Consider the following 15,679-nt stretch of genomic DNA (forward strand, 5'->3'; position numbering starts at 1 on the left):
CTAATCAGTGATCACCTTAGCAATTTCAATAATGGTCTGCTCCAACTCACTTGTCATCGGATAGGACGCGTTCAAACGCACACAGTTCTGAAACTTTTCCCTTGAGCTGAATAGTCCGCCATAAGCGATGGTAATTCCTTGCTTTTGCAACCTTTGGTACAACTGGTAAGTATCGACGTCCTCATTCAATTCTAGCCAAACAAAGTAACCACCATTGGGCCGGCTGACCTTCGTTCCTTTGGGAAAATAACGCTCCACAACATCAATAAAAGCATACTGTCTTGCTGCCAATTCCTTACGCAGTTTTCTTAGGTGATTATCTAAGCTTTCATACTGGAGATAATGCGCGATCCCCTCCTGAACAGGTACGCTACCGGATAACGTTGAAACCAGCTGTAGCTTTTGTAAACGCTCGTTGTACTGACCATTAACTACCCACCCGACCCGATAACCGGGGCATAAGGATTTGGATAAAGAGCCACAGAGCAGCACCCTATCTTCTTGGTCCCAGTATTTAAGCGGCATCGGTTTGTGAACACCAAAATAGAGTTCGGAATAGACGTCATCTTCGACGATGGCGAGCTGATGTTGGTTCGCCAATTCAATGACCTTTTGCCTGTTAGCGGACAATAAGCTCGCTCCGGTCGGATTGTGGAAGTTTGGCATCAACCAGCACGCCGTCACCTTATGTTTTTTAAGCGCTCGCTCAAACTTCTCCAAACATAACCCAGTTTCAGGATGAACAGGGACTTCAATGGCTTTCAGGTTTAATCGCTCAATTGCCTGAATGGCGCCATAGAACGCTGGTGCTTCAACGATGACAGTATCACCTGGCTGTGTTACCACCTGTAGCCCTAGATTCAGCGCTTCCATTGCGCCTGAAGTAATGACGATATCTGTATGAGAAACTGTTATTCCTTGCTTGAGGTAACGCTGCGCGATTTGGCGACGCAGTGCTTCATTACCGGGCGGCATGTTATCAAACACACTATTAAGTGGCATTTTACGACCCGCACTCGCCAGATGACGGTTAAGTGATTGAAGAGGAAATAATTGAGGGTCAGGAAAAGCCGAGCCGAGCACAATATCAGCTTTACTGTTACTTTGTAAGAACTCATACAGCTTATCGTTAAATTCAGGTGCAACGACTTTGCTTTCTAGCTCAGGAGTTGGAACCCGTTCTATGATCGAGGTAACGAAATAACCTGACTGTGGTTTGGCGAGTAACCATCCTTGAGATTCAAGAAGTTGATACGCCTGAAGGACAGTTGAAGCGCTGACTGAGCAGTTACGACTGGTCATTCTGACAGAAGGTACTTTCTCTCCGGCTCGCCAAATACCATTCTCAATTTGTAACTTAAGCTGTTCAGCTAACTGTTGATAGCGATTCATACTTCCCTCACCTTTTCATTCAGGTGACAAAAGATAACACACATTTGATTCACACTGGCTTAAGCTAATTAAAACAAATTCGTTAATTTTTAACGCATTCCGTTTGTTGATGATAATCACATTAAATATTTACTTCTCTGTTACATTTAATCACGTATTAGTGATCAAAATAACCTTAACGTAAGGATTGATGATAATGAAAAAATACGATGAGTCGCATATCGAATATAAAGGTGAAAGCAACGGCGTTCATAGCTGGATAGCTCCACATGGTCAGCCGTACTATTGGCACCCAGATTGGCTACACATTGCCGAAGACGCAACAGGTTCACACCCCAAAAAAGATATTGATATTGAGCAAGGTGAAAAACCGACCCAAAAACACGCACTAAAAGCGATTATTTCGCATGTAAATGACTGGGCAGCGAAAAAGCTTAAATAATCGAAGCTAATAGCAAGTGCACTAAACAACAGCAGAGCCACATATCCGGGCGCGGTTATGTGGCTTTCTTCTGAGTAGCGAGATGGCATTGGATATCCCTAAATTGGTATTACCACTACTACTAAAGTTGCAAAAATCTATCTAAACTCGAAATGAAACGATACTATCGCGGGTCATTTATACAGGATGGATATGAAACTTAATCCAAACAGATTTATTTCAACGCAAGAATAGGGCTAGAAGATGGTTAACTCAAACTACAACGCGCCTCTCACACTAAAGCTGTATGCTATTGCAGCGATGGTTTTCGGCACTTATGGAGGTCGAGTCTGTCCTTTTCTTGAAACACTGACAACAAAAGAGATTTTGTTTCATGTTGGAGTCACCTTTGGCTCACTATTCTTAATCCGACATTTTTTGCTCAACAACCACTCTCTCCTTGCCGAACAACGTCAAGCAAGGCTTGATGCCACTCTATTCTTCATGGGTAGTGTTCCTCTGGCCCTGTTCTATAACACTCAATACGACTTCGCTCTCGATAGCAACCTTAAAGTCTTGTTCGGTATGACTCTCTTCGGGTTCTTTACGGGTTTAATTCTCCAACTCATTTCTAAGATCAAACAGTTCGAGCACTTAAGTCAGGAAGAACAATATCAGTTCGAACTTAGTGGTGAACGTCAATCGATGGTCAAGCAAATGATCATGATGATCTGTATGTTACTCGTGACTCTTACCACTATGCTAACGATGGTTGCGGTGAAAGATATATTCTGGTTACAACACAACCCTGAACATGTCCTAGATGGCAGTGGCACTATCAGTATCATTAAAGAGTTTATTTACCTGTCATTGGTTCTTGGCGCGTACGTCGTCACAATTCTTGTGCTTTGGACCAAATTAATGCGCAAAGTTTTGCTCACTCAAGAGTATTCATTGCTTGAAGTTACGCAAGGCAATATTGCCAAGCGCTTGCCTATTTTTGAGCATAATGAATTAGGTTCGATGGCCTCACTCACCAATAAAATGCTCGATAGCCTGCAGGCGAGTCAGGATGAAGTAAAGACGACGCGTGATGTCGCAATTGTATCCCTCTCCGCTCTTGCCGAATCACGGGATAATGAGACAGGCGCCCATATTCTGCGTACGCAAGAATACATCCGTGCGCTGGCCAATTATTTAAGTCAGTTTGATAAGTACAAAGCACTTCTTACTCCAAACTATATAGAATTGTTGTACAAATCGGCACCGTTACACGATGTGGGTAAAGTGGGTATTCCAGACAATATTTTGCTCAAGCCTGGTAAACTCACAGATGAAGAGTTTACCACCATGAAACGTCACCCAGAAATTGGGGCAAAAGCACTGTCGATTGCAGAAAAGCACTTAGGCAGCAACTCTTTCTTACGTCTTGCTAAAGAAATCGCACTTACCCACCATGAAAAGTGGGACGGCGCAGGCTACCCTAAAGGCTTGAAAGGTGATCAAATCCCACTCTCAGGCCGTTTGATGGCACTTGCCGATGTTTATGATGCTCTCATCTCTGAGCGCGTTTACAAGAAAGCCTTCAGCCACGAAAAAGCCAAATCAATAATCCTAGAAGGAAAAGGCAGTCACTTCGATCCTGAGTTAGTTGATGCGTTTCTCACCATAGAGCAAGAATTTGTCGATATTGCAGATAAATACCGTAGTTTAGAAGCAGAAGAGAATGCGATGGCTTTGGAAGAACTTCAAGCCAGTGCGTCCGCTTAAATTTCTTCCAGCGACTTCACATTGATTCACAAAGTTCAACCACTTTTGACCTGCTTTTTATTGGCAAAATGCAGGTTAGGCAGCGAGCGCTAACAAAATGTGCTTATTTTATAATTTTCTTACTGGTTGATGTTGTCTCAGCGCGCGCAGATAAGGTATAAATAACCGAAATACTTATATCCTCCCTTCGATTAACATGGATGACAATTATGTTTGAAAAAGTAGTAGCTGCACCTGCCGATCCTATCCTTGGACTGACGGAAGAGTTTAAAAAAGACTCTCGCGCAGACAAAATTAACCTCGGCGTTGGTATCTACAAAAATGAACAAGGTGAAACACCTGTTCTAGCGACCGTAAAGAAAGCCGAAGCCGCCCTGATTGAAAGTGAAAAAACCAAATCATACCTGACCATCGAAGGGACTGCAGAGTATGGTCTAGCGGTACAAAAACTGCTATTTGGTGATGACTCGAACATTGTAACTAACAAGCTGGCAAAGACAGCACAGGCGCCGGGCGGTACAGGTGCTCTGCGTGTCGCAGGTGAATTCATCAAGCGTCAGCTTGGCAATGTAAAGATCTGGATCAGCAACCCTACTTGGGCCAACCACAACAGTGTATTCACTGCCGCTGGGATCGAAACTGCGCAATACAGCTACTACAATGCTGAAACAAAAGACAAAGACTTTTCGGCAATGCTCGCGGACCTTGAAAAAGCGTCTGAAGGTGACATCGTCCTTCTTCACGGCTGTTGCCATAACCCAACAGGTATTGATCCTACAGTTGAAGAGTGGGAAACATTAGCGAAACTGGTCGCGGACAAAAAACTTCTGCCTCTATTCGATTTTGCTTATCAAGGTTTTGCTAAAGGCGTTGAAGAAGATGCCGCTGGTTTACGTGTCTTCACTAAGTACAACAAGGAGATCTTAGTCGCGAGTTCGTTCTCAAAAAACTTTGGTCTTTACAATGAGCGTGTTGGTGCGTTTACCTTAGTTGCAGAATCAGAGCAGACGGCAAATACAGCATTCTCTCAGGTGAAAGCCATCATTCGCTCTATCTACTCTAACCCACCAGCACACGGTAGCGCAGTGGTGACGCACATTCTTAACAATGCTGAACTGCGCAATGAGTGGGAAGCGGAAGTAAAAGAAATGCGTGACCGCATTCAAAACATGCGCGAGCTGTTTGTTGCGACACTGAAAGAGCAAGGCGTTGACGCTGACTTTAGCTTCATTGAGCGTCAAAATGGTATGTTCTCCTTCTCTGGCCTTTCCAAAGATCAAGTGGCTCGCCTTAAAGATGAGTTCGGAATCTACATCGTGGGTTCAGGCCGTATCAGCGTAGCCGGTATGACTCGCTCAAATATGCTGCCACTGTGTAAAGCCATTGCAGCGGTTTTGTAAGCCTATTCTCTAATAGAAAGAGCCATCTGGCTCTTTCTATTACTACTGCCCTAAAGTAAATATCGTAGACTCACGCCACCTTCGTTAGTCGTTGTCGAGCCGTTATTGCGATGAGTATAAAAACCTCCAAGCATTAGCTTAGGTGAGATTTGATAATCGCCACGCATATTAAAGATATCTTCATCCAAGATATCACTTCGCCTTACTCCTCCAGTCACTGACAGTTCCCAAAGTTTGCTCAATTCATATTTAAGGGTTATATCGCCACCCCACATGAATTTACTGTCACTCGAGATTTTCTCATCTGTAACATCATTCGTTTGCGTCGACCATATAAAGCCTGCTTTAGCACCTGCGACCAAGTCCCATTTATCCTCTAGCGAATACCTGAACGCTGCACCGGGCAGTAATGTGTAACGCTCAGTAGTGGTATCTTTCGGATGGATAAACCTCGCTTCATAATCCAGTGTCGCGAGAAACTGATCATCAAGTAGCATATTGCCACCGACGGCCAAAGAGGTCACATTACTATTAACCCCTAAATTCTCATCCAACGAGCCAGCACTCAAGTCTGCGTACAGAAAGTTATAATTAAGGTCGTGGGCTGTGTTTTGTCCAAAAGCGGATAAAGATGTAACCAAGAATATAGGAGCAAGCAGATAAGGCAGTTTTACTTCCATGAATACCTCTCTTAATACAGACAAATAAAGCCAGTCTATGGGAAAGAACGCATCCTCTATAACAAGAGATGGGCATCGTTCTGGATTAGAAAGTATAGAACAAGTTAACGCAAGTTATTGAGAGATATATAGGATTCTCTGAAGAGAATAAGGCCCGATACAGGGCCTTAAAGTGTAATGAACAGTTCGTCCTGCTGATCGCTTTCGATAGAGGTATTTGAGCGAGTTTCCAGGCTTTCAATTTGTTCTTGCTCTAGCTCATAGGGCATAACCACCTTGAGCTCTTCAATACCTTCACTGCGAGCAATCTGCATCAGTATGAGAATATTGGCCTCATCACTACGACTTGCTGAGAGCGATTTCATCGCTTGATCCCACAAGCGGTCTTCGGCTGAGATTGCTTCTTTGATTGAACTTTTCCAGGCAAGGCTGAAAATAGGGGCAAACGTACTCATCGCTTCTAGGAAAGTCCATTTTTTGCTGCACGATGCGCCAAGAAAAGAAGTATAGTCAAAAACAACACTAGTCTTGCCCTGATGTTCCATATCAACCTCCTCTGGTAGGCAACACAGTGCTCTCAATATCCTCTATCCTTAGTCATATAGCAATAGGATATAAAACAATCGTCTTTTATACCCATTTTTTCGAGAAAAAAGCTATATCAAAACCAACCCGATAACAAAAGATGTACAAAATCGAGACATACACAATCTGTTGCGTAATATTTTAGAGACCAAATTTATCCCTACGGTTTGGATAATTATTCCTCTATCGAATATCTACGATTCGGCTCGCTTTCTTGTACTGAACTCGCCAACCGGGCCATCGCGGCAGTTCCCAACGTTTTGGGTCTCCCTTTCTCAATCCAGATTTATACACCACATACACCAGCTTCTTTTTCGGGTGATATTCAACACTTAGTTGTAAATCACCAATGAAAAGCTCAAATGGGTAAGTCGCTGCAAAATCTTCGTATTCCCAATAAGGTATTCCATCAAAAGGAAAATCGTCAGCGCTGAACATTTCTAGCTCCGAGGCATCTGTCAGTTCTAATGCTTCGAGTTGTTCTATAAACCAAGTATCAAAAGTGAGTGGTTCATGGCATGCCTGAGAAAGCGTCTTATCTAGCGCTTGATAGAGTTTCCAATGTTCGATCTCCTGATGACGCTGTTTCGCAAAACCGGGCAGTAATTCCTCACGTTTTACCGCTTCAAGCAGCGGCTTAATCGCAAATTCTCCCTCAGCTTGCGTTTTCTTTGAAGCCACCTTACGTCCCGCGTAAATCAAATTGAGCTCGACATGAGGGATATCATCAACATTCACTACATCGCCTTCCACCCACTCTCCGACTCCAAGTGCTTCAAACAGTGCAAGATTGACTGGCATAGCTACGGTTACGAGGTTTAAAGTCTGCTTAACGCCTCGTCCTGGTAGGCTGTGAGTATCCAACACCAGCGCTGCATCGACATTACTGGGTAGCCGACTCGCTCGTCCTAGTATGACTTCCATATATCCGTTGCCCAATGCCTCTTTGCGCTTTTCCCGTCTAACGAACAAAAGCTCAGGATGCAAAGCAGCGATGGCCTCTACCAATTCATGGTGTGCATAGCGAGATGCCACGCCAAGTTGCGGCAATTCGAACACCACTCGCATCTGTTCAGACAAAGCTTTGGCTTCTTTCAGAACATCCGATTCAACGTTCACTCCCGGTAGACGTTCACCTCGCAAAGTCCGAATCGCGACCTCAGCATCACAACCCAATGGCTCTTCTTTATCGAGTTGCTCTAACGCTTCTGTATTTGACGACAATCGATACAAAGCCGCGGGGGTAGCGAGAACCGACGTAAGATCCACCATAGCTTCCTGCAATTTTCGGGTTGGCATACGCGTCACCAGATCCGCATACAGAGCGTCTATAGGTAAAGGGTATAATCGTTGACCATGAGATGTAGCAAGGCCGGAATCGTCAATCGCCCCCATGTTTTTCAATATAGTCATCGCCAGCTCAAATGACTTGTCAGGCAGTGGTTCCAAGAAGTTAAGATCCGCCAGTGATTGACCACAACAGGCCGATGCCAGCATTGCTTCAGTCAATGTTTCACGATGAAGCTCTGGCGGTGTAACATCCGCTAAAGCGGCATGCTCACCATATAAACGAATACACACGCCATCCATAACTCGACCTGCGCGGCCACTGCGCTGCCTAGCGCTGGCTTTAGAAATATGCTTCAAGCTCAGCGTGGTCTTACCGTTTCTCTGTTCCGTACGGCGCTCTAAGCCGGAATCAATCACCGCCACGACATTAGGTATCGTCAGTGAGGTTTCCGCCACGTTAGTCGCAAGCACGACTTTCTTTAGGCTTTGTTGGTTTAAGGCAATTTCTCTTTGCTGTTCAGTAACTGAGGCATGCAGTGGAACCACAATCACATCATTTATGTGTGACAGCGCACCTTGACACTGAGCTATCTCTTTTCGTCCGGGCAAAAAAACCAGAATATCGCCATCAATATTGAGTAGAGCCTCTACCTCGGTTTTGACTTTTTGTTCCAAGTTTCGGCCATCGGGCAACTGACGAGAGTCACCCGCTCTATGGGCAACTGCAACTTCAAAATTACGTCCTTTGGCCTGCAATCTTTCAGCACCCACATAGCGGGCAAGTTTATCACCTTCGATTGTCGCTGAAGTAATAACCAAACGGTGCTGGTCGAGTTTGCTTAGCAGAGCAACCAGCAAATCGGTATCCCAACGACGCTCATGAAACTCATCAATAATAATCGTTTGATAGCCACTCAACCGATTTTCTGAATACCAACGCAGTGCAACTCCGGGGGTGACAAAGACGATCTGTGTCTCTTCATCACATCGGTTTTCAAGTTTGATTGAGTAACCAACTGATCGACCAAGTGGCTCCTTTTTTTGTTCCGCAAGAAACTGCGCTAACGAAGTACAAGCGATACGTCTCGGTTCAATCACCAGCACTCTCCCCTTCTCTGCTGACCAAAGCGGTAATCGGGTTGATTTGCCCGAGCCAGTTTCGGCTTCTACTATCATATGGTGAGTAGAAAGCAGGTTCAGAAAGTCGGGGTTGAGAATATCTATAGGTAAGCTGGACATCGTTAGCATCGAGATCGTGGAAAAGGCGGAAAGTATATAACTAATCTGTGCCAGAATGCATGAATATTCGGTTTACAATATGGTCACTAATCCCTATCATTTTCTGGTTCCCGTTCCTTAAGACCCTACGACAAGGCAAGTGATGAATAACGATAAACGCCCTTTATATATCCCTTTCGCTGGTCCAGCGCTTCTTAGCACGCCTCTTCTCAATAAAGGCAGCGCATTCTCAGCAGAAGAAAGAGCTTCTTTCAATCTCGAAGGTTTGTTACCAGAAACAACTGAAACCATTCAGGAACAAGTGGAACGTGCTTACCAACAGTATCGCAACTTTGAAAGCGATATGGATAAACACATCTACCTACGTAACATTCAGGATACCAACGAAACTTTATTCTACCGCTTAGTGCAGAACCACGTTTCAGAAATGATGCCGATCATCTATACACCAACGGTGGGTGCGGCCTGTGAGAACTTTTCAAATATCTATCGTCGTGGTCGTGGTCTATTCGTCTCTTATGCAAACCGTGACCGCATTGATGATCTTCTTAACAACGCCTCAAACCATAACGTAAAAGTGATTGTTGTTACCGATGGTGAGCGTATTCTTGGCTTAGGTGATCAGGGCATCGGTGGTATGGGTATCCCTATCGGTAAACTTGCACTGTACACCGCCTGTGGTGGTATTAGCCCAGCTTACACACTACCTATCGTACTGGATGTTGGTACGAATAACCCTCAGCGTCTTGCAGACCCGATGTACATGGGCTGGCGTCATCCACGTATCACTGGCTCTGAATACGATGCATTCGTCGAAGAGTTTATTCAAGCGGTGCAGCGTCGCTGGCCAGATGCGTTGATTCAGTTTGAAGATTTCGCACAGAAAAATGCAATGCCTTTGCTTGAACGTTACAAAGATCGCATCTGTTGTTTCAATGATGATATTCAAGGTACGGCTGCTGTCACTGTTGGCTCTCTACTGGCAGCTTGTCAGGCAGCGGGCACGCAGCTTTCTGAGCAGCGCGTGACGTTCCTTGGTGCAGGCTCTGCGGGCTGTGGTATTGCAGAAGCTATCATCGCTCAAATGGTATCGGAAGGGATTTCTGACGAGCAAGCACGTTCACAAGTTTACATGGTGGATCGTTGGGGTCTGCTACAGGAAGGCATGCCAAACCTACTTGATTTCCAACAGCGTCTGGTACAAAAGCACAGTAACACCGACGACTGGGAAGCGGAAAGCAATGGCTACTCACTACTCGACGTTATGCGCAATGCCAAGCCTACCGTTCTGATTGGGGTTTCTGGTGCTCCAGGTTTGTTCAGTGAAGAAGTGATCAAAGAGATGCACAAACACTGTTCTCGCCCAATTGTATTCCCTCTGTCAAACCCGACCAGTCGAGTTGAAGCAACGCCTCATGACATTATTCGCTGGACTAACGGTGAGGCTCTCGTTGCCACTGGCAGCCCATTTGACCCCGTCGTTCATGATGGTAAAACTTACCCAATTGCACAATGTAATAACAGCTACATCTTCCCGGGTATCGGCTTAGGCGTACTTGCTGTACAAGCAAAACGTGTTACTGACGAAATGCTCATGGAATCCAGCCGTGCTCTCGCTACGTGTTCTCCGCTGGCGATTAATGGTCAAGGCGCACTGCTGCCTCCTCTCGAAGCTATCCACTCAGTGTCGAAGAAGATTGCTTTCGCAGTAGCAAAGAAAGCGATTGCACAGGGCGTAGCGCTTGAAATTACTGACGAGGCACTAGAAGAAGCGATTGAAAATCACTTCTGGCAACCGGTTTACCGTCGTTACAAGCGTACTTCATTCTAATTACTATATTGACTCAGCCCCTACTAATAGGGGCTTTTTTGTTTATGATGATTTTTGAATTCCTTTCCCCTGCGGGAAAATATCTCTTACCTTATCTAACTGAGATTTCAACAGCGCTGATCGCTTGTTTCCTTGTGATGGCTGGTGGCGAAGTCAACACTTTGCTCAGAAGAACGCTGCGAAACCACAACTTTGTACTCAGAACCGTCGTATTTGTCTTGATTAACGCCTTTGGTTACGGCTTAATCATTGTTAAAGCCACCCCTTACCTCGCTCGGACATTACGTGATATGGACGCTGGCATTATGTTTTCTATTGTTATTGTCAGCTTTATATTAATTGGTTCATGGGCACAACGGAATCGACAAATTTAGTGCGAAGACTCTTTCACAGACCAAAACCCTCTGATCATTATTTAGCCTACGCGCTAAAGGGGCTTCGCTGTATCCCTCTCTTGCTGATCTGCGCGGCTATCTCTCTCTTTTTGATAGACCGCTGGGTCTCCTATCAGACCAAAGATCAGCTCTATACTAGTTCAGAGCAAGTCGGTAATTTTGATGTCGCCGTCGTCTTGGGGACCAGTAAGTATCTTGGAAAAATCCTTAACGATTACTATACCAATCGCATTAGTGCAGCGATCGATCTATACCAAAGTGAGAAAGTCGATAACTTCCTGTTAAGCGGCGACAATGCCCACCGGTCTTATAATGAACCTTGGACAATGAAGCGTGATTTGCTCAAAGCGGAAGTGCCTGAGAATCATATATACCTTGATTACGCAGGCTTTCGCACTCTTGACTCTGTGGTTCGAGCAAAGGAAATTTTTGATACCGATAATTTTTTGATCATCACTCAGAAGTTTCATTGCGAGCGAGCGCTATTTATTGCCAACTTCCATAATATCAATGCCAAATGTTTTGCGGTTCCCGGCCCTTCGGCACATTCTGGTTATCAAATCCGATTACGAGAAGTGTTTGCCAGAGCCAAAGCCGTATTGGATCTTTACATCACACGAGCCAAGCCCAAATTCTTGGGGCCAAAAGAACCAATTCATCCCAGCGAAGCAGAACCATTAAATATTGAAGATAGCGTAGTTGAAGGCACCGAATAGCCTATCGAAACGGGCTGACTTCACCCCCAACTACATCGTTTATCTTCATAAAGCCACATCAGCCAAGTAGCAATATGGTCGATAACGATTCTCTGCTACACTAACCGCTGAGTTAAACAGCTCAAATACAACATTTACCCATATAAGAGCTGTCAATATAAAATGAGTAATGTCATGTCTTTAATCGCAAAAGGTACGCTAAGTAAGATGCGTGCTTCGTTAGATGGTGAAGTACACTATCATCTTCCAGTCGGTGATGAACTCGTCGACCTTCAGCCTTTCATAGGCCAGAAAATAACTCTAAACCATACCGGTAACATCTTTTGTTGCTCTTGTGGTAAGAAAACCAAAAAAAGCTACTCACAGGGCCACTGTTTCGTGTGCATGAAAAAGCTCGCGAGCTGCGATATGTGCATTATGAAACCGGAAACGTGTCACTATGATCAAGGCACATGTCGCGAGCCGCAATGGGGCGAAGATAACTGCATGGTTGACCATTTCGTCTATCTTTCGAATACATCAAGCCTCAAAGTCGGAATTACTCGCCATACACAGATCCCGACACGTTGGATTGATCAAGGTGCCACACAAGGCCTTCCAATATTCAAAGTGAAAACTCGCCATATCTCAGGCCTGATTGAAATTGAGTTGGCAAAACACATTGCAGATAAAACCAACTGGCGAACTTTGCTCAAAGAAGATGGCGAGCCAATGCCACTTGAAGAGAAGTTTGCAGAGCTATTGCCGTTGGTTGAGGACAAAATCGCTGAGATAAAACATCAGTTCGGTGATGATGCGATTGAGATACTCAACGCTGATACCACGTCCATCAGCTACCCAGTTTTGCAGCACCCGATAAAAATCACATCGCATAACTTTGATAAGAACCCTGAAGTGGCAGGCACTTTACAGGGTATTAAAGGTCAATATATGATTTTTGATACTGGTGTGATTAATATCCGCAAGTTCACGTCTTACGAAGTTGAAGTCAGCGTATAACACCTGGCCCATTAACTCCTATTAAAAAAGCCCTTTCATTAAAAATGAAAGGGCTTTTTGTAACAAGGCAACTTATTGGGCTAGCGGGCTAAGTATGTATTTGTAATGCTCTGCACTTTGACCAAATGACTCTATAGCACGAACTCTCACGTCATCTAACGTAATCGTTTTTGCTACCTCTCTTGATTGAGTGAAGGCTTCTTCACCAAAATCATTCACCAAAGTTAAAGCACGGAACCAAGCAACGTCTGAGGGGTAGTTAATCGTGTCTTCAAGGTACACATCCAACTGCTCCTTCGCAATCGCTAGCTCCTCTTGGGTCACAGAAGCGATCAGATTCTGAATGACTTTATCAATGGCTTGTTCTACCTTAGGTAGATCTTCTGCTGCAACTTGAGCTTCAATAGTCCAATCCGTTGCCGGCTCATTATTGTCAGTAGAAAAGTAACTGTCGGGGGCATAATCTAAGCTCAGCTCTTCACGTACGTAAGCATCTAGACGTCTGGCTAAAATACGCTGCACAACCTTATCTACCAACGTAAGTTTTGCATCTTGAGCCCTTGCGGATTGATTAATAGCGCGCAGTCTGTAACGGCTATTTTGCTCATTATTGATCGCTAGGTTAATTTTGCTATCGGGGCGAGCATTATAACGCACTTGATAAGGCGGCATCTTCGCCGCCTCCAGAGGAATTGTCGAAATATAGTTCTTCACACCATAAGCAATCTGCGATGATTCAGCCCCAGCCACAATCACCAGCTTACTATTGCGAGCCTTTCTAAATAGCTCGTCATAAGCTTGTTGCACTTGATCGACCGTCACGCTTTCAAAATCATGGGCATAAGTAGGGAAATACACACTTTGAGCAGCAAAGGTATTCGTTTCAATCGCGTCATACCATTGACCGAGCGGAGATTTGAGATAAGACATGAGTTCATCCGCATACTCCTGCTTTAACACTTCGATCTGCTGTTCACTAAACTTAGGGTATACCATCACGTTATAAAGAAGTTTGAGTACCTCATTAACTTGGTCTTTAGGAGCACTGATTTCAAAACCATGTTCAGTGCCATTAATGTAACTCTGAACATCAATATCATTTTTGCGGATATACGCTTTGAGCTGAGTACCATTAAACTGAGCAACACCACTCTTTATGAGGGTTGCCAAGAGTAATTGAGATGCTGGTACAAGCTCTCGCTCCAGAACGGCTTTCCCACCCGAAGACATATAAACAATATGAGCAAAATCAGTGTCGTTATCGGGGTCAAATAGTACGTCAATACCATTATCCAAGGACCAAGTCACCTCTCCATTGTTTTGTTCTATGGCATCAGGTAAAGGCTTTTCTGACTCCACTTCAACCAATCCATTCATATCCGTACTTATGTGATTACTGGCCACACCAGGCATTCCATACATGCTTTTCCACTCAGGCAGACTTTGCTTCACTTGCTCAATCGATTCCACGGGGTCAGTACCGACGAACATATCATATGAATAAGATAGCATATTTCGTACATGTTGATTGATGTAGTCAATATCCGCTAAACGCAGCAGTTGATCGAGACTGCGCTTGTAATCGGCTAATGACTGAGAAGGTTCTCCCTCCGCCAATTGGGTTGTTCTGTCTTCAGCGAAGTCTTCGCTTCCACGCCGAAACCACTCATCGTCCGCGTGTTTACGACTACTTTTATATTCAGCCATAACTACCTTCAATTCTTCTTGACTAACACCATGATCCCTGAGCGACGCCAAAGTTTCAAAAAACAAAGGCTAAACGGCATTTCGATCTTGAGGGGAGAATGAGATAGACGTATCGTATACGCGCTCCTGCACACTCGTATAAATACTAGAATCCCAGCCGCGTAAAGGTAAAGCATGTTCGGTGTATACTGCATCTAATCGATGTGATATCAAGCGAGCAACAATTTTGTCTTTCCAATACTCAATAAGATCATTTCTTGTGAGAAGCAAATTTTCCCCCAGATAGAAAGTCATCCCTACCACCGATGGCTCATCAATACTAACTTGAGTAACAAAGTCACCTCTGTTGATCGCAGCTTTTGCTCGAACAGGTGGTGGTAAGTCATTCGTTGGCTGCCAGTCTGCAAACATTTTTTGGATTAACCCTTTCGCATCGTCACGCTTAATATCTCCGACAATGATTAATTCACTGGATTGTGGCTGATACCAAGTGTCATAAAACGCTTTCAGTGATTGAGAAGTTGCGCTTTGGATAGTCTCTGGTGTACCAATCGCGTCCTTTCCCTCATAAGGTGTCCCTTTCACGCTGTTTTCATACGCCTTATCGTAGAAAGACAAATGCTCAGGCACTCCCCGGCGATATTCTGCCAGAACGACTCCTTTCTCGCGCTCAACCTCCTCAGGGGCGAATGTCACACGATTTGCAACGTCTCTTAGCCAAAGTATTGCTTTGTCGAGTTCATCTTGGTTCGGTAAACAGAGTGTGTAGACTGTTTCCTCGTACGAGGTATAAGCGTTAACATCGTGACCGCTTGCTCCCGTCTTCTCCATCAGTTCGATGACTTCATTTGGCGTAAAATTTTCACTACCATTAAATGCCATATGCTCGACAAAGTGGGCATACCCGAGTTGGTCAGGTGTTTCTTCCAATGAGCCAACATGGACAAATAACCGAAGAGATATTGCTTCTGTATCAATTGGGTAAATATGGTATCTGAACCCGTTGTCTAACTGACCAGACTTCCAGTTAGTATCTTGCTGAATAGGTATATTCGTACTTTGCTGAGCACAACCGGCTAACAGCAAGACAAACATAATTAAGACTTTCTTCATAATCGATATGCTTCTGTTTTATATTCAGCCGAAATATAACTGTTAATACATCAATGTCGATAGTCTATTTAATAAGAATTAGTCCTTCACGATCAAAAAAGACCCTCAGTGAGGGCCTTATTTATAGCTTAAAAGCAGAAA

General features: G+C 44.4%; 13 protein-coding genes. 7 read left to right on the forward strand and 6 right to left on the reverse strand.

The features are described 5' to 3' along the window. Nucleotides 1-1,392: a PLP-dependent aminotransferase family protein gene (locus tag L1D31_RS08190; protein ID WP_239836597.1), complete on the reverse strand. Its 1,392-nt coding sequence runs from the start codon at nt 1,390-1,392 to the stop codon at nt 1-3. Nucleotides 1,393-1,588: 196 nt separating this feature from the next. Here L1D31_RS08190 and L1D31_RS08195 point away from each other — a divergent pair, with 196 nt between their 5' ends. From L1D31_RS08195 to L1D31_RS08205, 3 genes are all read left to right on the forward strand, one after another. Next, nucleotides 1,589-1,834 (forward strand): hypothetical protein, encoded by a 246-nt coding sequence (locus tag L1D31_RS08195; RefSeq protein ID WP_239836598.1) that lies wholly within the window; start codon nt 1,589-1,591, stop codon nt 1,832-1,834. 243 nt (nt 1,835-2,077) lie between these two features. Further along, a complete protein-coding gene (locus L1D31_RS08200; protein WP_239836599.1) occupies nt 2,078-3,583 on the forward strand; it encodes an HD domain-containing phosphohydrolase in 1,506 nt (501 codons plus the stop codon). 209 nt (nt 3,584-3,792) lie between these two features. After that, the gene (locus tag L1D31_RS08205) at nt 3,793-4,983 is read left to right on the forward strand and encodes an amino acid aminotransferase (RefSeq protein ID WP_239836600.1); all 1,191 of its coding nucleotides are present in this window, start codon (nt 3,793-3,795) and stop codon (nt 4,981-4,983) included. Nucleotides 4,984-5,033: 50 nt separating this feature from the next. Here the strand turns inward: L1D31_RS08205 and L1D31_RS08210 are convergent, their stop codons facing one another. The 3 genes from L1D31_RS08210 to L1D31_RS08220 form a co-directional block, all read right to left on the reverse strand. Beyond that, a complete protein-coding gene (locus tag L1D31_RS08210; RefSeq protein WP_239836601.1) occupies nt 5,034-5,663 on the reverse strand; it encodes a transporter in 630 nt (209 codons plus the stop codon). A 167-nt stretch (nt 5,664-5,830) separates the two neighbouring features. After that, the gene (locus L1D31_RS08215) at nt 5,831-6,208 is read right to left on the reverse strand and encodes a transporter (RefSeq protein ID WP_239836602.1); all 378 of its coding nucleotides are present in this window, start codon (nt 6,206-6,208) and stop codon (nt 5,831-5,833) included. 223 nt (nt 6,209-6,431) lie between these two features. Next, the gene (locus L1D31_RS08220) at nt 6,432-8,777 is read right to left on the reverse strand and encodes a DEAD/DEAH box helicase (RefSeq protein ID WP_239836901.1); all 2,346 of its coding nucleotides are present in this window, start codon (nt 8,775-8,777) and stop codon (nt 6,432-6,434) included. Between the two features lie 142 nt (nt 8,778-8,919). Here L1D31_RS08220 and L1D31_RS08225 point away from each other — a divergent pair, with 142 nt between their 5' ends. The 4 genes from L1D31_RS08225 to L1D31_RS08240 all read left to right on the forward strand — a co-directional run bounded on the left by L1D31_RS08225 (nt 8,920) and on the right by L1D31_RS08240 (nt 12,718). Beyond that, nucleotides 8,920-10,608 carry an NAD-dependent malic enzyme gene (locus L1D31_RS08225; protein WP_239836603.1) on the forward strand — a complete coding sequence of 563 codons (1,689 nt, stop codon included), beginning with the start codon at nt 8,920-8,922 and terminating at the stop codon, nt 10,606-10,608. Nucleotides 10,609-10,652: 44 nt separating this feature from the next. Further along, complete coding sequence (locus L1D31_RS08230) at nt 10,653-10,982, forward strand: DUF3392 domain-containing protein (protein ID WP_239836604.1); 330 nt, start codon at nt 10,653-10,655, stop codon at nt 10,980-10,982. Beyond that, complete coding sequence (locus L1D31_RS08235; protein ID WP_239836605.1) at nt 10,982-11,719, forward strand: ElyC/SanA/YdcF family protein; 738 nt, start codon at nt 10,982-10,984, stop codon at nt 11,717-11,719. Before L1D31_RS08230 ends, L1D31_RS08235 begins: the two co-directional genes overlap by 1 nt. A 174-nt stretch (nt 11,720-11,893) precedes the next feature. Continuing rightward, a complete protein-coding gene (locus L1D31_RS08240) occupies nt 11,894-12,718 on the forward strand; it encodes a DUF2797 domain-containing protein (RefSeq protein WP_239836606.1) in 825 nt (274 codons plus the stop codon). A gap of 72 nt (nt 12,719-12,790) precedes the next feature. Here L1D31_RS08240 and L1D31_RS08245 read toward each other — a convergent pair whose 3' ends face one another. Further along, nucleotides 12,791-14,425, reverse strand: coding sequence for an insulinase family protein (locus L1D31_RS08245; RefSeq protein ID WP_239836607.1), 1,635 nt, complete (start codon nt 14,423-14,425; stop codon nt 12,791-12,793). Between the two features lie 69 nt (nt 14,426-14,494). Continuing rightward, nucleotides 14,495-15,538 carry a pitrilysin family protein gene (locus L1D31_RS08250; RefSeq protein ID WP_239836608.1) on the reverse strand — a complete coding sequence of 348 codons (1,044 nt, stop codon included), beginning with the start codon at nt 15,536-15,538 and terminating at the stop codon, nt 14,495-14,497. Between the last annotated feature and the right edge of the window lie 141 nt (nt 15,539-15,679).

It is taken from the genome of Vibrio sp. Isolate23, from assembly GCF_022398095.1.
Classification (GTDB): domain Bacteria; phylum Pseudomonadota; class Gammaproteobacteria; order Enterobacterales; family Vibrionaceae; genus Vibrio; species Vibrio coralliilyticus_A.